The sequence below is a fragment of the Acidobacteriota bacterium genome (assembly GCA_040754075.1).
GTDB lineage: Bacteria > Acidobacteriota > Blastocatellia > UBA7656 > UBA7656 > JBFMDH01.
Genome location: JBFMDH010000006.1, coordinates 189,513 through 207,403, shown reverse-complemented (window position 1 = coordinate 207,403; position 17,891 = coordinate 189,513). Strand labels below are relative to the sequence as shown.

The following is a 17,891-nucleotide window of genomic DNA, read 5'->3' as shown; positions in this document are numbered from 1 at the left end:
GGCAATGCAGACCCTTGTTGAACAAATAATGATTCTTGCCCTTTGGATACAAAGGTATTGCGGTTACGGGAGATGGTCAGGGTTGATGAACCCGGTGAGGGCGACAACCATTGCACGGTGAGGTTGTTTTTGGTGAACCATTAAGTGAACCGCGAGCTTAATGGTTTATCGGTCTGTGCCTGCTCAGTGGGTAAAGACTCCGGTTAGGCTCGCTCGGTTGCAAATTTTTTTCTAAAAAGTTTACAGATGACCATTCTGAGAAAAATAATTGCAATAAATCGCTGGTCGGTTTACTGGAGTTGAACAAGCGGTCTTTGATCTCAACCGATTCAAAGTAAACTCAATGGCAAACCCCTCTAGCGATTAAAGAAGAGTGAAATCGCCATAATCAAGCCGACGATGATGACAAATCGGCGCACAAAGGTGCGACCTAAAACGCGGGCGATTTTTGCTCCACAGTAGCCGCCAAGCAAAGCCGCTACAGCCATCGCTGCTGCGGCAAACCAGCGGACATTGCCCGACACCATAAAGGAAATTGCCGCAATCCCGTTAATCGAAAACCCCATAGTGTTTTTCAATCCATTCATTTGATGAATGTCCGTGAGTCCGATGAGTCCTAAAACCGCGAGCATTAAAATCCCTATGCCTGCGCCGAAATAGCCGCCATAAATGGCGACCAGAAACTGCAATGCCGTAGCGCCGACAAGCCACTTGGTCGTCGCTTCGCGCGGGGTTACACCCGATGATGAATTTTCGATTGAACGGCGCAAGCGGCGATTAATCGGCTCCTGCAAAGAAAAGAGCGCAGTCGCAAAGAGAATCAGAAATGGAACGATTGACGCAAAAATTTTCGAGGGCGTCAGCAACAACAGCAGCGCGCCGATCAGTCCGCCAATGACCGAAGGAAGGATGAACCATTTCAGCCAGCGGCGTATGCCGCTCATTTCATGCCGGAAACCAAACACCCCGCCAATCGTGCCCGGCACAATGCCGACCGTGCTGGTGACGTTTGCCACCACCGGGTCAAGCCCAATCCAGATTAGAGCGGGAAAAGTGATGAGAGTGCCGCCTCCCGCGATGGCATTGACGATGCCTGCGAGAAAGGCGGCAACCACGATGATGATGATTTGCGCTAAACTCAAATGCAAAAAGTCAGACGGTGGTGGTTGATTGATTGGTAATCAGCCAAATAGATTAGCGATGACGATTGTCGAATTTGATACCGGCTTCGACTTGATTGATTGCCTGGCGCGTCAAGTTCAAAGCGCGCGTGCGATGACCGCCTTTATCCGCAGTTGCGTCTTCCAATTCTCTTAACGCCTTTCTTAAATGTTCCAAAGCTTCGCGCATATGCGGTTGGTCTTCGGCTTTTGCGGTAGCGGAAAGGGCAACCCCCAAAGCGGCTGCGGGTAAGACTTTCGTAACTAAAGAACGACGTGAAACTTTATCCATAAATTCGTCTCCTTGCGTGCGGTGGAATTTAATTTTTGAGATTTGAAACCTCGCAAAGCTATCACGATTTACACCAGGCTTCAAATCCCGCCACACCAAATAATCTGTCCACTCAATTCACTCTGCGGCGCTCAAGGCTTTCGCATGTTCATCCTTGAGCAGTTGCAACATGGCTTCGCGCTGGTCATAGAGTCGTTTCAATTTGCGCGGCTGATGACGCGCCAGGGCATAGGCGGCAATAATCGGCGCGGCAATCGTCGAGTCCGTATAACAGACCACCGCATCAGGCAAACGGTCGGGGTCAATCTTGCCCCAACTGACCGCTTCCGAAGGCGTCGCGCCTGAAAGTCCGCCGCTATCGGGTCGGGCGTCAGTCACTTGCAAAAAGTAATCGTGACCTTTCTCTTCGATTTGCAACACCTCTTGAATCTGCGGCTCGGTTTGCAAGACAAAATTTTTCGGACTGCCGCCGCCTAAAATAAACACGCCGGACTCGCCACCTGAACGTTTCGCTGACAAAACTATCGAAGCCGTCTCATTGACATCCGCCGTCACATCAAAACGCAGTTTATTGCCGGTCAGGGCTTTTGCCGCGACATTCATACCGATGGAACTGTCGCCCGGCGAGGAGGTGTAAACCGGAACTCCCGCTTCATAAGCCGCCGCCAGCACGCTTTTGCGCCCGATGCCTAAAACCCGTTCGCGTTCGGCAATGTATTTGCCGCAAAGGTAATGAAACTCAGCCGTGCTCAGGTCGCGTTGAAATTCTTCGCCTTCGATAATTTTGCGGTAAAACGCATCGGTCGAAAGCAACACATCATATTCAAAGAAAATATCATAAATGCGCACCACCCCCTCTTCGCGCAACACCACATCGGAAATCTGCGGATTGCCCCGGTGCATTTTAAGCCCGATGCCGAAATGGGTATCGTGATAGAGGTTTGCGCCCGTCGAAACTATCCAATCGACAAAGCCGTTTTCAATCAGCGGAATGAGCGCAGACATACCGACACCCGCAGGCGTCAGCGCGCCGGTTAAACTCATGCCGACCGTCACATTATCGTTGAGCATTTTTTCGACAAAGAGTTGGCAGGCTTCGCGAAGTCGCGCGGCATTGTATGCAAGAAAAGTCGATTCGACTAAATCCGCGACCGTCATCGCGCCGCTTACCGGTTGCGGGTCAATTGCCTTGCCGCCTAAAAATTTATGATTGTTTGCCATCTTCTACCTCGAGTTTTAGTTTATGATTTTATTGCGAGGTTCTAGGTTAAAAGTTAAACAGCATCTATGCAACCGCTATCCGCTACCACCTGAAACCGCAGTTTCAATTACAGACAGCCCGCGCAATTCTTACACACCAATGAATGCTTTTCTTCCTCGAATCTGTACGCAAAATGTTCAAACCCTCGAAATTTCTTCGATTAAATCAAGGCACAACGATTGCTCGGTTTAAGCGCGATTAGTAGAGCTGTAAGGATGTGTGCTTAATAAAATCAAAAAATTGAAATCAGCCCGTGTGTATTTGCAAAGGAATTCAGGCGCAAATCGATTCTAAAGGAGAAGTGCAAATGAAATCTAAAATCTACCTGTTTATTTTTCTGGTAATGGTTTCGGCAATGGTGGCTTCATTACAGGTCGCTGCCCAAGTGGCGGCGCAGCGCCGGGTGCAACAAAACTTCCAACCAACCCCGGAACAAAAAGACCTGGTGGCAACCGCCATGAGTGCCGGTAATTTCAACACGTTCATCAAAGCCATAGAGGTGGCAGGTTTGAAAGAAACCTTGATGAGTGACAACCTTTATACGGTTTTTGCTCCAACTGACGAAGCCTTTGCCAAACTTCCGGCTGGCAAACTCGATGGGTTATTGAAAAACCGCGAGAAATTGAAAGTTGTTTTACTGCAACATGTGGTTTCGGGAACGCTGATGACCAAAGATGCGACGAATATGAAAACCGCACCCGCGCTTTCCGGTTCGGCGCTCACTTTTCAAGTCAAGGAGGGCAATCTCCTGATTGATGATGCGAGTATCGTGCAGCCTGATATTACCGCTTCCAATGGCGTCATCCATGCGATTGACAAGGTTATTATGCCGACGAAAAAGTAAAATATAGTTTCCTCCAAAATTTTTCGTTGCGCACAGGCGAAGGGAGTGGAGTTTCCCATTCCCTTCGTTTTTTTTAGCGCGGTCTGCCAATAAACTGACTGAGCAAAGGTTGAAGGAGCGGTCTTTGACCACGCCGCCCCCATTTAACCATGCTGGTTTTTGTAGAGGCGGCGGCGAATCTGAAATCGTCCCATTTAACCATGCTGGTTCAGGTAGCGAAGCAGCAGTTGAAGGAGCGGTCTTTGACCGCGACTTCAGCGCGGCGGTTATGCGTAAAAGCCATCACCAATCGCTCTGGCTGGAAATTCTGTGAAATTTTTGGGAAGAAAATAATCGGAGGAGGTTGATGGTTATTTCAATCAGCCTCCTCCAGGGTGCGCGCTTTAGCTGCAAGCCGCAATTAATTTTGTCGCGAACGCGGCGATTCCGGTTCGCGCTTTACCGCATAATCGCGCCAGCAATACAAAGGCGCGTTCGGGTCTGATGAATCGAAAGTTACTTCTTCATCAACAGCGAACGGGAAGAAGGTATTGGGTGAAGCGGGCGCGGGCGGTATAAATTTCGGGTCCAACGCTTTGGCAATTTGATCTCGCGCATCGTCGAGATGATAGCGCGTTTCGCGGTCTGCGGCGCGGGCAATGGCTTTGGCAATTGCCGCGCTTAACGCGCGCAGTTCACCGCGAATGATCGGGCGTTGATCATCCGTAACTGCCGCTCGACCATTCAATTTGTCGTCCATCAAATCAATGTAAGCGCGTTGCAGGTTGCGACGATAAGCGTCAATGCGAACCGGCGCGACGCCATTGATTTCACTCCAGATGCCGTGGCGCACATCTTCAAAAAACTCAGTCGGCGCATAAGCGGTCTTGCCATCAATTGCCTGTTGTTCGACCAGGCGAGCCACGCGCGCTGAACTCATCAGCGAATTCAACACACGCATCTGTGCATTCTTGACGCGGTCAAGCGCGCCGTTGGCTTCGATGCGGCGCAGCACTTCAGGTTTGAGCGCCCACGTTGGCGTCGCAAACGCCTTCTCATTTAAAAACCGCACCGCTTCCGTTTGCCGTTCTTTCGCGATGGGTATAAATCGCACGCCGTCTTGTCCGCCATGCTTTTGCTGAGAATTGAAACCGCCGACGATTGCCGTCACATGCGCCATTTCGGTTGCCCATTGACCAAGCATTCTGCCATACACTTCTTCGAGGTCATCATAAGGCTCGCCCGGTTGCGTAGTCGCCGAAAGCAACATATTCGATACCCGTTCGAGATTTTTTAAACCGAGAGCCGTCGATTTGACGGCATCCCCGTCGCCTACGGCTTCGGTAAGTTCGCCGGAGTCTGCGCCGCGCGAATCGGCTGTCGAAAATCTGAGCCACGGCGATTTATCCTGGGCGCGCGCCCATTCATCCAGAGTTTTCTTTTCATCATCAGGAGATTTCGCGCCGGCAATCGGTTTATAGCCCCACATGGTTGCCCATTTGTCATAAGGACCGATGCCGGGAATCAAATCGGCAACTGCGATTTTATCTTCGGGTTGCGCGACATAGTTGTAGCGCGAATAGTCCATCAAGGTCGGTGTATGCCCCATCTTTTTGACCCATTCGCGGTCGCGAATTTTTTCCGCAGGGTACATGGAACTGGCTTTCATATTGTGTTGAAAGCCGAGCGTATGACCGACTTCGTGGGCGACGACGTATTCAACCAGTTCGCCCATCAAATCATCCGGCAGCGGCAATTTTTGGGCGCGCGGGTCAAGCGGGCCGACCTGTGTGAAATACCAGTCGCGCGCCAGATTCATGACGTTGTGATAAAACTGGATGTCGGATTCGAGAATTTCGCCGGTTCGCGGGTCGTGGATGTGCGGGCCGCTGGCATTTTCAATGGTCGAAGGCAACCAGCGAATCACTGAATAGCGCGCATCTTCAGGACTCCAATCCGGGTCTTCCTGCGCGGAAGGCGCTTCTTTGGCGATGATGGCGTTTTTAAATCCCGCTTCTTCAAAAGCCGCCTGCCATTTTTCGATGCCGCGTTTGACATAAGTCACCAGCCACTTAGGAGTTGCCGGGTCGACATAATAAACAATCGGTTTGACGGGTTCAGAAAGCGCCGCATTCGGGTCTTTTTTGTCCAGTCGCCAGCGGGTGATGTAGCGGCGCATGGGGGCGCGGTGTTCGGGTTGCCCGAAATCCTGTTGCCGAACCGAAAAATAACCGACGCGTTCATCAAACAGACGCGGCATCATCGGCTGTTCGGGCAATTTAACCATACTGTAGTGCATAACCACCGATGCGCTGCCCGGACGCATACCAGCCTGTTGGCGGATTTGACCGGGGATTTGTCCGCCTCCTGTGGGGGTGGTCGAAGGCGGCGAAACATAGGTGTGCGTGGCTTCGACTTCGATGTTTTGCGGGTATGAGGTGACGCGCTCGACAAAGGTGCGCGTGGTGTCCATATTGCGGGCGCGAAGTCGCGAACTGGCGCTCAGTTCAATCACATCGGTGGTGAAAAGTCGCGTAACATCAATGACGCAGGATTCATCAGCGCCAAAGGCTTCGATGTTGAAAGCCATAATGATGGAATTGTTATTTGCCGCTTGAACGGCTTTGGCGATGGGCAATTTCGGGTCGGCAACCATTTCGTAATTCACATCTTTGAATAACACGCGATTGCCGCGACGTTCCCATTTGACGACGCGGTTGCCCATTGCCTGCCCGCCATAACCGACGCCGAAAGTGGTGCGGGCGATTTGCGCAACCCAGAGAAATTCTTTGCCGAGTTCGCTTTTAGGAATTTCGTAATAGACCTTTTCTTTAATGCGATGAACCGTAAAGATGCCTTTGTCGGATTTGGCATCTTTGGTGATGACGCGGTCATAGGGTCGCGGTTCCGCGGTTTGGTCCTGGCGTCCGGGAATCGCCGGACGGTCTTGTCCTGCGGGAGGCGCAGCAGGGTCTTGCATTTTTGCACGGGCAAGCGCAGGTATAGGGCTTGCAAAAGTGAAATTTGCAAACACTGCAGCTAGGAACAGCGCAGCAAATCTTTTCATATCTCTTCTCCTTAATTTTTTAATGAATAATTAAAAGGGTTGTCAGACGAGAATCATTCCACTGGACGAGCAAGCATACAGGCAGAGGATGAAGGATTTCAACCGGCGTCATGAAATCAGGTAGTTGAATTCAAAGATGAAAAAACCAAAGCTGTCAGTAATCGGACATCAACCGGCGAGAAAAGGATGCAGGCGTTCGCGGATTTCATCGGGCACAGGTATGGATTTAAACGTCGAACGCGATACGCAGGCGAGCACAATGTGACCTTCGGCGACGAAATCGGTCTCGCCTTTTTTATTCACTTCAAAATTAAGCGTCAATGATTTGCTGCCGAACCTGCCGACATATGCCGACACTTCAATCAAATCATCAAGCACCAGCGGCTTTTTGAAATCGAAATGAATCTGCACACGCGGCAACCAGATATCCAGTCGGTCAAAAGTTTCGCCATAAGCCAGACCGACGGCGCGAAAAAGTTCGGTTTCGGCAATTTCAAAAAACCGTAAAAACTGCCCGTAATAAATAATTCCGGCGCGATCAATATCCGACCAGCGAACATGCTCTTCAATGGTAAATTTTTTGTGCATTGCCGTCTTATTTCCTTCTCAGACAAAATGAATTCTGAAATGCGAATAAAACTGTAACGACGGTGGAGGCATCAAAGCAACGTGAAACGAATCACCCAAATCATCGGTATCATCGTGGCAATTGTCTATAGCATAGTCATCATCTGGTTATATGTGCGCCAGCCGCGCAGCTTTGCCGAAATCAAAACTCAAGCCGCTGTCGAAGCGAACATTTATTCCGTCAAGCAGGAAAATTTTGATGAAGCATTGAAACAATTCAATACCGGACATTACGAGGTTGCCATCGCGCAATTCAAACTGGCTGACCCGGCTCAGCGTGATGCGTTAACGCAATTTTATATCGCCTATGGTTATTACCTCTTGGGGCGCGGCAGAATTTCCGATGATGATGAACTATTCAGACAGGGGCTTGCGGCGATTGATAAATGCTTAGCCGTCGCCCCGAATAATATTTTTGTCATTGACCGCGCCGATTTTGAAATCAAAAATGCCGGTGAATTGCGGGCGCGATTTCACGAAGGGTTAGCCGTCACCCCATCGGATTTCAATCCGTTCAACTGGTTCAAAAGTAAAAAGTGAGCAACCCATGCAAAAACCTGAAACTAAAGATGTGTTCAACTATCTCATCACACCGCTGCTGTTTTTAACCGTGGCACTTGCGGGTGGGATGCGCATTGCGGTTGAGGGCAATGAACTCAGATTCCTTGCCCCGCAACTGATAACCTTGATTCTTGCGGCATTCGCAATGGTCTTATTCATTCGCGGCGGGCTGGTGAATTTACGCGAGCGCGTCGGCGAACGTCTGGGACTAACGGAAAATTTATCGGGCGGGATTTTTCTTTTGAGCCTCTATTTTGCCACCGCTCAGGTTTTCAATTTAGTGACACCCGAACGCGGACTGTTGAATTTTTGCTTCAATCTTTTTTACTTTTTGATTTTTTTCAACAACCTTTTTGTGGTCTTTAATCCGCCACGCCTGGTAAAAAGTCTCGCCGTTGTTTTAGGCGCATCGTTTCTGTTGAAATATCTTTTGCTTGCCGATTGGTTTGCGCCTAGTGATTCACTTGGCAAAGCCATTTTGCAAAAACTGATGCAAACCGCTTCGCTTGGCGCACTGGATTTTGAAACCTTTGCAAGTGCGACTGGCTACCTGGCGTTTGCTGCGCTGATGCTCTACATCATTGGGCTTTATCTGATTGCGCCGCCGGTTGATCAAGCCGAAGAGTTGCTTTACCGGATTTTCATTGAACGGCATAAACTCTCGCCGGGTGAACGTCGCCGCTTGCTTCAGGCGGTGACCGAAGCGACCGACGAAGATGACGAAATCATCGAAGCCGAAGTGATTTCCGAAAGACCCGCGAAACCTCAAAATATCACTTCAGATAGGTGAAGTTTTTAAAGTTAAAATCTGGTCGTAAACAGTGCCTGCTCAACGCTGCGGCGGTTGGCGATTGTCAAAACTTGCCTGTCCACTTGTATAAGGATTTGATGGATGGTTATTCCAGGCATCAGGTTGAATATTCGCCATAGATGGTTGGCGTTTGATGAACGTCAGCAAAAAAATGATGAAGCTGAAAATCGCCGCACCGGCGCAGGCAAAAACTGCCAGCCGATTGGTTGCCTGGCGTTCTCTTGCGCCGCGCCCCCAGACATTCGCGCTATCCATCGCTTCTTTGGCTTCCTGACGGAGTTTGACTTCGGCAGCCGTGCCTCTGGCGACTTCGGCTTTTTGCAATTTCTCTAGCGCTTCACGCGATTTCCGGTCATAAAGTTTTTGTTCATCGCCTGGCGTCAACCAAACGTAAATTGCCAGACTGCCCGATGCCACACTGCCTAAAAAACCCAGTATGGCAATCACCCGTAATATTTTTCTCAACATGGTTTACTCTCCTTTTTATTCAACTCTCACATTCATCATCGCTTCTTAACGGATGTTGGCGTTTTGAAGAGGGGAGAGCTTCAATTGCTGCCAGGGTAATGGAAAAACTTCCGTCCTTATGCGGTTAGCGTATATAGATTTTGTCAGCGATGATGGTGTACATACTGAAATTTGAATTGGGTATGGAAATCACTTCGATGGGATCGAGTTGCAATTTGGTGATGAAATGCCCCTTCCCGGAAATCACATACCAAATTTGCAGAAATGCAGAGGCATCGCCTGATTCCGGCGCCGGGCGTGTTTTTGAGAGCCTGATAAGTTGCGCTTTTCTGCCAGGCCATTTAGCCCCTTCACCGGGTATCGAGAACGTTATGGACTTTGCATTGATTAGGTCGTTAATAAAATCAATGATTTCATTCTCGCCCTTAAACCCTGTCTTGAATATAACCCCTTGTGCCCAACCGCCAGCTTTATAAGTCGAGGGCGCAAAGTAATCTGCCGAGACGCCCAGTGATAAATGCACGCTGTAGTCAAACATTGATGTTTCTCCTTTCTTTCTGATTAAGAGGTATTGCGAGAGAATGAATTTTCTCTCCGCGTTTTAGTTGTGCTTTCACTCTGATGAGCAATTTCGGGAAAACCATTTCAACTTGCATTAGAACTGCTGGCTCATCAGCGCGCCGAGAATGGTGAAAACGATGCCAATTAAAAGAGCCACGACGAGCAGAACGCTATAAATTGCCAGCGCCGCGCAGAATTGATGACCGAAAACCGCGAAAGCTCTGCGCCAGAATTTATGGCTCAATAAAATACTGTTGGGGATTTGCGCTTCCAGATAGGACAAGCGGGATTCCAGTCGCTGAATTCTGCTGTTGGTGGTGATTAACGTTTCACTGCTTGCAGCATCAGGCGATACTGCCCACATCGTTGATTTTGTCATTGTTGCCATTTCTCCGTTCGATAGTGTGTTCGAGGTTTAAACGACTGCGCCTCTCACCCATATAAGATGGAACAACAAAAATCTTTCAAAAAAATTTCAACTGCGAGGCATTAAGAGCGGAAGAATGAAAGAACTGGTTCCGGGAAAGAGTTGATGCGGGATTTAAAAAAATTCTGATTACCTTGATTTACCATCAAGACTCGCCCATTCGCCCGATTGAATGAAACTCGCCCAGTAAAACGGATGCCGACGTTCGGGACGTTTAATCATCGCCAGTTGAATTTGTCTGAGCGCCTCGGCGCGACTCAACCCGCGTTGCAAATTTTTATAGTATGCGCTCATCAATTCGCGGGTGGCGTAATCACTGACTGCCCACAAACTCATCATTAAAGTTTCGGCTCCGGCAATCACAAAAGCCCGGCGCAGTCCGTATACCCCTTCGCCGTTTTTGATTTCGCCAACTCCCGTATCACAAGCTGAAAGCGTGACCAATCGGGTTCCCCAGAGATTCAAGCCCGTCGCTTCCAGCGCGGTTAAAATTCCATCGTCGCCTCGGTCTGTAAACTGATTGGCTCCAGCCAGGGCTAGACCCGAACGCAACAACGGGTTTTCGATTTTGGCACTGGCATTAATTGACCGGCGAGGTTCAGCCGTATCATCAGGGTTAGCCTCGCTTGTGTCATTAAGAAAAAAACCATGCGTGGCAATGTGCAAAATAGTGGGCGCGATTGCGCTTTTCAGCGCCGGTTCGGTTGCTTGCGTTCCGGTCAATAAAACGGCTTCGGGAAATAACGCTTTGATGGTTTTGGCTTCGCGCTCGGCGCTCGGCAATTCAACAAAAAAGATGTCGGACATTTCCGCGCCGGTGTTGATGGTCTGCCGTTTGCGCAAATTCTTTGCAAGCGGCGCAGCGGTTTCGGCTAAGGCTACGGGTTCGCGATTTCCGAACGCGGGATTGGCGATCAGCAAAGGTGCGTTGTGACTTTGCCGGGCAATTTGTAAACGCAACAGGTCGCGTCCGCTGGTTAAATAACTGAACGAATAACGTTCGACCAGAAAATGTTTTTGTTCATCAACCAGGGCTTCAAAAGGGATAAGGTTGAATGCCCCATCGGGCGAAATGAGCAGATGTTGCGCGTCGCCAAGCAACGCGCGAACCGGTTGCATGACCAGTTCATCAACCAGGCGGGCGTGTTGTTCAATGGCTTTCTGTTTCGGGTCGCGCAGACCCTGACGCCATTGTTCGATTGCCGCGTCAATAGTTTTCACTGCACCGAGTTCGCGCCATTGCACGTCACCTTGTTGTCGCAAAACGTAGGCGACATAGCGCGGTTCGCTTGCCGGTTTATTTTGCGAAGGCTTGAAACTAAACGGACGGTAAATGATGAACTCAACGAGCGCGGCATTTGCCGGAATCAACGCGCGAACCGCATCGAGGGTGACGGCTTGAGTTTGAGCGCGAAACTCAGCGCTTTGTCGGCTCATCCGGTCTTCCAGTTGTTCACGGCGGTCTTCAAGCAATTTGAGAACCTGCTGGTGTTTTTCCAAACCTTCTCTGCCGGGACCTCGCAAGGTAAGCGTCGCCAATCGGGTTCGGGTTTCAGAAAGTTGGTCAATCAAATGCCGGTCTTCCGGCAAAGCGCGTCGGCGCAACGCCGCGAGACTATCAATCATGGCATCCAGGGTTCGCCCTTTGCGGTTTAGAATGAGCGTGAGTGCCGTAGTTTTAGCTTCGTCGGATTGCGGCAGGGATTGAAGGTGTAACGAAATCAGGGTGTTTAAATCACTGGCAAGTGATTTGAGGTAAGCGAGTTTCTGGCGCTCTGAACCCGTATCGATATTCGCTGATAAATTATTCTCTCTGACCGCCAGATATCTTTTGCGATACGCCAGCGCCTTAGCGAAATCGTTTTTTGCAGCGTAAAGCGAAGCCAGATTACCGAGCACAATTGCGACATCCGGGTGATTGATTCCGATTCTTTTTTCGCGAAGCGAGAGGGCGCGCTGCAAAAAGATTTCGGCTTTTTCGTACTCCTGTTTACGACGATAAAGCTCCCCCAGATTATTAAGCGCCGAAGCCAGGCGCAACTCCTGCCCTGGCGCTTTCTCGAATATCGCCAGCGCCCGTTGCGTCAACCCTTCGGCTTTGTTGTATTCGCCTCTCACCTGATAAACCGTCGCCAGATTATCGAGCGAGATAGCGAAACTCGGACTGTTTTCGCCGGGATTTTTTTTGAGCATTTCCAGGGCGCGTTGCAAAAAGGTTTCGGCTTTATCGAATTCACCCTTGGCGCGATACAGCCCGGCGAGATTGTTCAAGATGTTGGCAACCAGAGGATGTTCGCCCAAGGCGGATTGATAAATTTCCAGCGCCTGTTGAAATAATTCTTCTGCCTTTACATAGTCAGCTTTGTTGAACAACAGCACCGCAAGATTATTCATCGCCGAGGCAATGCCCGGGTCATTGGGTTTCGCTTGTTTTTGCCGGATTGCCAAAGCGCGTTGCAATAGCAACTCAGAGCGCGCGTAATCGCCCTGGTCATAATAAAGCGCGGCGAGGTTATTGAGTACGCTGATGAGGTCGGGATGTTCTGCGCCCAGGGTTTTTTCATAAATCTGCAAAGCGCGTTGAAAAAGCCTTTCGGCTTTTGCGTATTCGCCTTTGCTATAGTACAAAAACGCAAAGTTATTGGTGGCGATGCCGACAGCATATTTATCTGCGCCGTAAATTTTTTCGTAAATTTCCAGCGATTTTTTCAGGAACGGTTCGGCTAAATCATAATCGCCTCTGGCGCGATGGATTTCACCGAGGTTATTGAGCGCGGTTGCCAGACTGGAATTTTCCGCGCCGAGTTGTTTTTCAAAAAGCTCAGCCGCTTTTTCGGCAAGCGGTAACGCCTCATCGTATTTTTTTGCTGCCATCAATTTTTGAACTTCGGTGTTCAAGCTGCCAGCTTCTTGCAGACTCCGGTCTTTTTCGGTTGCCGCCCGCAAGGCTTCCAGTTTGATGGCGTAACGACCGGCTTTTAAAGCTTTCGGGGTTGGTTGCACAACCAGCCGATACACTCCTGAAGTTTCCGCAATGATTGAAAAAATTTCGATGTCGGATACGCCACTTTGCGGTACAACTTTCAGTAATTGTTTGCCATCCGCCGCCAAGACCGTAATCGCAATATCAATGCCGGTTTGTTTAATAGCGAAACTGGCGAACTGCGCTTGAGCCAGAGAAAGTTGATAAATGTGTGATTGTAGGGGCGCGATTTCGCGTTCAATCAGGGTGGCTAATTCAAGCGTTGTGGCATCTTGAAAACGATTCGTCGGAGGGTTAAATCCCGCTGCCGGTTGCCGGGCGAAGACCGGCGCAACGGTGTACAAAAGAAAAATCAGAAGCAGCAGATAGCGCCATTGCTTATTTCGAGAACTGAAAGCTGCATAATCATGCGGATGATTGTGAAGCGACATTTCCGGCTCCTTGATTGAATTCAAAGGCTTAGCACGGGTGACTGAAACTGATATTTATTGTTTGATTATTTTGAACGGATAACTGCCGATGATTTCCGCATCGCTGGTGGGAGTGATGCCGAAAAGGTTTATAACATAACTTTCCGCTTTGAGTAATGCCGAGCGTAAACTGAGGACGACCACCTTGCGGTTGCCAATGGTTCTGGTCTTCAATTTCGCGCTTTTCCAGAACGGTTGATTACTGGCTAATGATTTCAACTCGGCGCGATAAAATGCAAACTCGCTGGTTTCAAGCTCAAGCCGCGCGCTCACATAATCCGTCTTTGCGGGAATGGTAATCGTCGTCAGTTGCCCTGCGCCGCGCAGTTGGGGAGCAAGGGTAAACGGAAAAATGCTCAACTCAACGGGGGGATTTGATTCGGGACTCTTGGCGTTTTGATTGGCGGGTGATTCACGGCTTTCAAGCACGGCAATTTTATCGCGCAAATTTTCAAGCTCGGTATTGTTTTCAGAATTCAATGACCGCTCGCGGGCTAATTCGGCTTGCAATGCTAGTTCACGCTTTTGCCGATTATCGCTTTCCGCTTGCAGTTGTCGCGCTTGATTGCGCAAACGGAGATTATCGAAGGTCAACCAACTGCCAAGCGCGATTAGCAGCATGACCGCCGCCGCAAAACCGAGCCGCAACATGGACGGGGAATTGAAAAAATTCCACAACCAGCCTTTTTTTAGTGCGAGTGGAATGTCAGAAACCGCTTGCCCGGCAGGTTGTTTTTTTTTCGTTGCTTCCTGAAGCGCAGGTAAACTTTGCAGGCTTTGCGCAAAGGCGACTTTGTCACGGCGTTTCGCGGATGCCAGATAAGCCTTGAATCTTTCAAGCGTTTTGCCGGAGAGCTTGCCCTGTGCATAATCGTCGATTAAATCATTTTCAACGGCTTGCAATGCCCAATGGAAATCTTCGTCAGTAAAACTCAACTCGTCCAAGCGCTCGGTCTCTTCCGCAGAGAGCCGTCCGAGCAGATAGTTGGTGAGTAACTGGTCGTCGTATTTCGCTTGGTTCACTTAAAAGAATTCTCCTGTTTTAATAAGACAAAACCGCAAAACTATTTCATTGAAATTTACTCAAACATTTTTTAACACAGGTTTCCAGACGGTTGCGCAGGCGACAGGCGCGTATACTCAAAGCATTGACGCTGATGCCGAGTTTTTCGGCAAGGGTTCGCCGGTTGTCAATTTTGGCGCGGCGCTCACCCTGATAATATTCGGTAATCCATTGGCGCTCATCGGCATTTAACTTTTGCAAACAACTTTCCAGACACTCAAGCCGTCGTTCATTTTCCTCACGCCTTTCGCGCCATTCATTTTCCGTGTGCGGATTGAGGGTCTGGCGTTCATTGAAATTCGTTTCATCCAGATTCGCCTGCTGATGTTGCGCGCTTCTTAGATATTCGAGAAAAACGAATTTTGCAACGATGTAACAATAATGAGCGGGCGTCGCGTCGGTGATTGCGCCCTCTTCTTCAAGCCGGCGGGCTACACGATTCAAGGTTTCATCCGCGAGTTCATCGGGTGCAAGACAATTTTTGCGGTCAAAATAGGCGACCAGTTTATGTCGCATTTCCAGATAAGTTTTGCCGCCCGAATCCTCGCCTTCATCAAACCAGTCAAGTAATTTGCCAAAGGAATGGTGCGAGAGCGACCAGTTTTTTTTCGACTCTGCCTTTGGGGTTGTTGATTCCATCACCGCCCCTCGCTATCGAAACGCCATACATCGCCACGGAAACTTTTACAGTGAATGAAAGAGCAGAGGCTAAGGCATTGTCAATGCCAGAGTGGTTGGTTTATTGAACCGAGAGTCTGAATGACGTCCAAAAAAATTGGCTTCTCGCCAATTCCAGTGAGAAGCCCAAATCGGTTGATAGGACAAACTTGAAATTAATTTGTCATGTAACGTTTGAGGTTCCAGATTTCTCTGGCGTATTCCAGAATCGTGCGGTCGCTTGAAAATTTGCCGGTGCGCGCCACATTCAATATCGCTTTGCGCGTCCAGGTTTCGCTGTCTAAAAATTCGGCGCTGGCGCGTTCCTGAGTTTCAATATACGAAGGCAAATCGGCAAGCAGAAAATAATTGTCGCCGTAACTTAAAATCGCGTAAAACATCCAGGTGAACAGCCCCTGTTCATCGGGGCAAAAACGATTCGAGTTGAGCGCATCCATCACCCGTTTCAATCGCTCGTCGCGATAATAATAATCCCAGGGATTATAAGAATTGGTCTGGCGCATGGCTTGAATCTCTTGCGCCGTCAGACCAAAGATAAAAATATTTTCTTCGCCAACCTCTTCGCGGATTTCAATGTTTGCGCCGTCAAGCGTGCCCATCGTCAGCGCCCCGTTCATCGCAAATTTCATGTTGCCGGTTCCCGAGGCTTCCATTCCCGCGGTTGAAATCTGTTCGCTCAGGTCTGCCGCCGGGATGATTTTTTCGGCAAGCGACACGCGATAATCGGGCATAAACACGACCTTCATAAATTCATTGGCGCGCGGGTCATTGTTAATCGTGTGCGCGACATTGTTAATCAATTTAATAATCTGTTTTGCCGCCCAGTAACCGGGAGCAGCTTTGCCCGCAAAAATGTAAGTGCGGGGAACTGCCGGGTAACGATTCTCTTCAACGATGCCGAAATATTCGTGAATGATGTGCATGCAGTTGAGCAACTGGCGTTTGTATTCGTGTATGCGTTTGACCTGCACGTCGAAAATCGAATCGGGATCGACCACCACTTGATTGGTCGCTTTGATGACCTTGGCAAGCTGCACTTTATTGGCGCGTTTGATGGCGCGAAATTCCTGCTGGAATTGTTCGGTTTCGGCATATTGTTCGAGTTCGCGCAGTTCATCGAGTTCGGTAATCCAGCGGTCGCCGATGGTTCTGGAAATTAAATTGGCAAGCAGTGGGTTTGCCAGTTTCAACCAGCGGCGTTGGGTGACGCCATTGGTTTTGTTGTTGAATTTTTCCGGCGTGAGTTCGTAAAAATCCGGCACCAGCGAGGTTTTTACAAGATTGGAATGCAATTCGGAAACCCCGTTTACCGAGTGGCTGCCGACAATCGACAGATGCGCCATGCGCACCTGCGCTTCGCCATCGTCGGTGATGATGGTCATACGCTGCAAGCGTTCATAATCGTTCGGGAAAACGCTTACGACTTTTTGCAACAGGCGGCGATTGATTTCGCGAATGATGTGCATATGGCGGGGAATCACATTTTCAATCAATGACACGGGCCATTTTTCCAGGGCTTCAGCCATCAAGGTGTGATTGGTATAGCCGCAGGTTCCGACGGTGATTTCCCAGGCGTCGTCCCATTGCAAATGCTTTTCGTCAATGAGCACGCGCATCAGTTCGGCAATCGCCAGCGCCGGGTGAGTGTCGTTCAACTGAATGGCGATTTTGGAAGCGAACGGCTCGAAACTGTCGTGGTCTTTTTCATAACGGCGCACGATGTCACTGATGGCACAGGCGACGAGAAAATATTCCTGCAACAGGCGCAGTTCGCGACCCGACCGCACCGAATCCGACGGGTAGAGAACTTTCGAGATGGTTTCCGAAGTGATTTTCTGTTCGACAGCTTTCAGGTAATCGCCGCCGTTGAAAATTTCCATATCGAATTCCTGCGACGAACGCCCCGAATAGAGCCGCAGAAAATTCACCGTGCTTCCACCATAACCGATGATCGGCATATCGTGCGGCACTCCGATGATGAGTTTGGTATCGACCCAGTTGGGTTCGTATTGAAATTCGTTGCCTTGGGCACCATCGATGCGCCCATACACAGGGATAAAACAGGATTCATCGGGGCGACGAATTTCCCAGGGCGTGCCGTACACCAGCCAGTGGTCAGGCTCCTCTTTTTGATAGCCGTTTTTGATTTCCTGTTTGAAGAGGCCATATTCGTAATTGATGCCGTACCCGTAACCGGGCATGTTAAGCGTGGCGAGTGAATCCAGAAAACAGGCGGCGAGTCTGCCGAGACCACCGTTGCCGAGCGCCGCGTCGGGTTCTTCTTCGCGCACCTCTTCGAGGTCAACGCCATAACGAATCAAGGCTTCGCGGCAGGCTTCCATCACGCCGAGGTTGATGAGGTTATTGCCCAAGAGCCGCCCCATCAGAAATTCCATCGAGAGGTAATAGAGGCGTTTGGCGTCGGATTGTTTATAACGTTGTTTGGTTTCAATCATGCGGTCAACCAGACGGTCGCGCACGCTCATTGCCACCACCTGAAAGCGTTCATAGCCGGAAAGGTCTTGCCACTCTTTGCCGATTAAATAACGGGCGTGACGAATCAGGGAATTCTCAAATCCATCCACCGAGTTATCTATCGCGATAGTTTTTTCACTAAGCATCAATATTTACTGCTCCGT

General features: G+C 49.6%; 16 protein-coding genes. 4 read left to right on the top strand and 12 right to left on the bottom strand.

Features of this window, described 5'->3' with window-relative positions:
- Window positions 1–356 precede the first annotated feature (356 nt).
- The 3 genes from AB1757_09105 to speY form a co-directional block, all read right to left on the bottom strand.
- Window positions 357–1,142, bottom strand: a complete 786-nt coding sequence (locus tag AB1757_09105) for a sulfite exporter TauE/SafE family protein (GenBank protein MEW6127184.1) — start codon at window positions 1,140–1,142, stop codon at window positions 357–359.
- A gap of 52 nt (window positions 1,143–1,194) precedes the next feature.
- The gene (locus AB1757_09100; GenBank protein MEW6127183.1) at window positions 1,195–1,452 is read right to left on the bottom strand and encodes a hypothetical protein; all 258 of its coding nucleotides are present in this window, start codon (window positions 1,450–1,452) and stop codon (window positions 1,195–1,197) included.
- Between the two features lie 117 nt (window positions 1,453–1,569).
- Window positions 1,570–2,673 carry a deoxyhypusine synthase gene (gene speY / locus AB1757_09095; GenBank protein ID MEW6127182.1) on the bottom strand — a complete coding sequence of 368 codons (1,104 nt, stop codon included), beginning with the start codon at window positions 2,671–2,673 and terminating at the stop codon, window positions 1,570–1,572.
- Window positions 2,674–3,020: 347 nt separating this feature from the next.
- Here speY and AB1757_09090 point away from each other — a divergent pair, with 347 nt between their 5' ends.
- A complete protein-coding gene (locus AB1757_09090) occupies window positions 3,021–3,557 on the top strand; it encodes a fasciclin domain-containing protein (GenBank protein ID MEW6127181.1) in 537 nt (178 codons plus the stop codon).
- A gap of 124 nt (window positions 3,558–3,681) precedes the next feature.
- A complete protein-coding gene (locus AB1757_09085) occupies window positions 3,682–3,870 on the top strand; it encodes a hypothetical protein (GenBank protein ID MEW6127180.1) in 189 nt (62 codons plus the stop codon).
- A gap of 87 nt (window positions 3,871–3,957) precedes the next feature.
- Here AB1757_09085 and AB1757_09080 read toward each other — a convergent pair whose 3' ends face one another.
- Window positions 3,958–6,603, bottom strand: coding sequence for a zinc-dependent metalloprotease (locus AB1757_09080; GenBank protein ID MEW6127179.1), 2,646 nt, complete (start codon window positions 6,601–6,603; stop codon window positions 3,958–3,960).
- 168 nt (window positions 6,604–6,771) lie between these two features.
- Window positions 6,772–7,191, bottom strand: coding sequence for a thioesterase family protein (locus AB1757_09075; protein ID MEW6127178.1), 420 nt, complete (start codon window positions 7,189–7,191; stop codon window positions 6,772–6,774).
- Window positions 7,192–7,272: 81 nt separating this feature from the next.
- Between AB1757_09075 and AB1757_09070 the strand changes: the two genes are divergently transcribed.
- Window positions 7,273–7,770, top strand: coding sequence for a hypothetical protein (locus tag AB1757_09070; protein MEW6127177.1), 498 nt, complete (start codon window positions 7,273–7,275; stop codon window positions 7,768–7,770).
- 7 nt (window positions 7,771–7,777) lie between these two features.
- Window positions 7,778–8,581 (top strand): hypothetical protein, encoded by an 804-nt coding sequence (locus AB1757_09065; protein MEW6127176.1) that lies wholly within the window; start codon window positions 7,778–7,780, stop codon window positions 8,579–8,581.
- A gap of 39 nt (window positions 8,582–8,620) precedes the next feature.
- On the opposite strand, the gene AB1757_09060 is transcribed toward AB1757_09065, so the two are convergent.
- The 7 genes from AB1757_09060 to AB1757_09030 all read right to left on the bottom strand — a co-directional run bounded on the left by AB1757_09060 (window position 8,621) and on the right by AB1757_09030 (window position 17,873).
- Window positions 8,621–9,070: a hypothetical protein gene (locus tag AB1757_09060; protein ID MEW6127175.1), complete on the bottom strand. Its 450-nt coding sequence runs from the start codon at window positions 9,068–9,070 to the stop codon at window positions 8,621–8,623.
- Window positions 9,071–9,194: 124 nt separating this feature from the next.
- A complete protein-coding gene (locus tag AB1757_09055) occupies window positions 9,195–9,608 on the bottom strand; it encodes a hypothetical protein (GenBank protein ID MEW6127174.1) in 414 nt (137 codons plus the stop codon).
- A gap of 117 nt (window positions 9,609–9,725) precedes the next feature.
- Window positions 9,726–10,010: a hypothetical protein gene (locus tag AB1757_09050; protein ID MEW6127173.1), complete on the bottom strand. Its 285-nt coding sequence runs from the start codon at window positions 10,008–10,010 to the stop codon at window positions 9,726–9,728.
- A gap of 177 nt (window positions 10,011–10,187) precedes the next feature.
- Window positions 10,188–13,472: a CHAT domain-containing tetratricopeptide repeat protein gene (locus AB1757_09045; protein ID MEW6127172.1), complete on the bottom strand. Its 3,285-nt coding sequence runs from the start codon at window positions 13,470–13,472 to the stop codon at window positions 10,188–10,190.
- A gap of 54 nt (window positions 13,473–13,526) precedes the next feature.
- Window positions 13,527–14,534 carry a hypothetical protein gene (locus AB1757_09040; GenBank protein MEW6127171.1) on the bottom strand — a complete coding sequence of 336 codons (1,008 nt, stop codon included), beginning with the start codon at window positions 14,532–14,534 and terminating at the stop codon, window positions 13,527–13,529.
- Window positions 14,535–14,580: 46 nt separating this feature from the next.
- Entirely contained in the window at window positions 14,581–15,213 is a 633-nt protein-coding gene (locus AB1757_09035; GenBank protein MEW6127170.1) for a hypothetical protein, read from the bottom strand.
- Between the two features lie 194 nt (window positions 15,214–15,407).
- Window positions 15,408–17,873: a glycogen/starch/alpha-glucan phosphorylase gene (locus AB1757_09030; GenBank protein ID MEW6127169.1), complete on the bottom strand. Its 2,466-nt coding sequence runs from the start codon at window positions 17,871–17,873 to the stop codon at window positions 15,408–15,410.
- Window positions 17,874–17,891: the final 18 nt, after the last annotated feature.

Excerpts from the sequence above, each read along its gene's own strand:
- AB1757_09055 (MEW6127174.1), bottom strand. The coding sequence starts at position 9,608 with ATGTTTGACTACAGCGTGCATTTATCACTGGGCGTCTCGGCAGATTAC.
- AB1757_09080 (MEW6127179.1), bottom strand. The coding sequence starts at position 6,603 with ATGAAAAGATTTGCTGCGCTGTTCCTAGCTGCAGTGTTTGCAAATTTC.
- AB1757_09065 (MEW6127176.1), top strand. The coding sequence starts at position 7,778 with ATGCAAAAACCTGAAACTAAAGATGTGTTCAACTATCTCATCACACCG.
- AB1757_09035 (MEW6127170.1), bottom strand. The coding sequence starts at position 15,213 with ATGGAATCAACAACCCCAAAGGCAGAGTCGAAAAAAAACTGGTCGCTC.
- AB1757_09090 (MEW6127181.1), top strand. The coding sequence starts at position 3,021 with ATGAAATCTAAAATCTACCTGTTTATTTTTCTGGTAATGGTTTCGGCA.
- AB1757_09060 (MEW6127175.1), bottom strand. The coding sequence starts at position 9,070 with ATGTTGAGAAAAATATTACGGGTGATTGCCATACTGGGTTTTTTAGGC.
- AB1757_09075 (MEW6127178.1), bottom strand. The coding sequence starts at position 7,191 with ATGCACAAAAAATTTACCATTGAAGAGCATGTTCGCTGGTCGGATATT.
- AB1757_09100 (MEW6127183.1), bottom strand. The coding sequence starts at position 1,452 with ATGGATAAAGTTTCACGTCGTTCTTTAGTTACGAAAGTCTTACCCGCA.
- speY (MEW6127182.1), bottom strand. The coding sequence starts at position 2,673 with ATGGCAAACAATCATAAATTTTTAGGCGGCAAGGCAATTGACCCGCAA.
- AB1757_09045 (MEW6127172.1), bottom strand. The coding sequence starts at position 13,472 with ATGTCGCTTCACAATCATCCGCATGATTATGCAGCTTTCAGTTCTCGA.
- AB1757_09030 (MEW6127169.1), bottom strand. The coding sequence starts at position 17,873 with ATGCTTAGTGAAAAAACTATCGCGATAGATAACTCGGTGGATGGATTT.
- AB1757_09050 (MEW6127173.1), bottom strand. The coding sequence starts at position 10,010 with ATGACAAAATCAACGATGTGGGCAGTATCGCCTGATGCTGCAAGCAGT.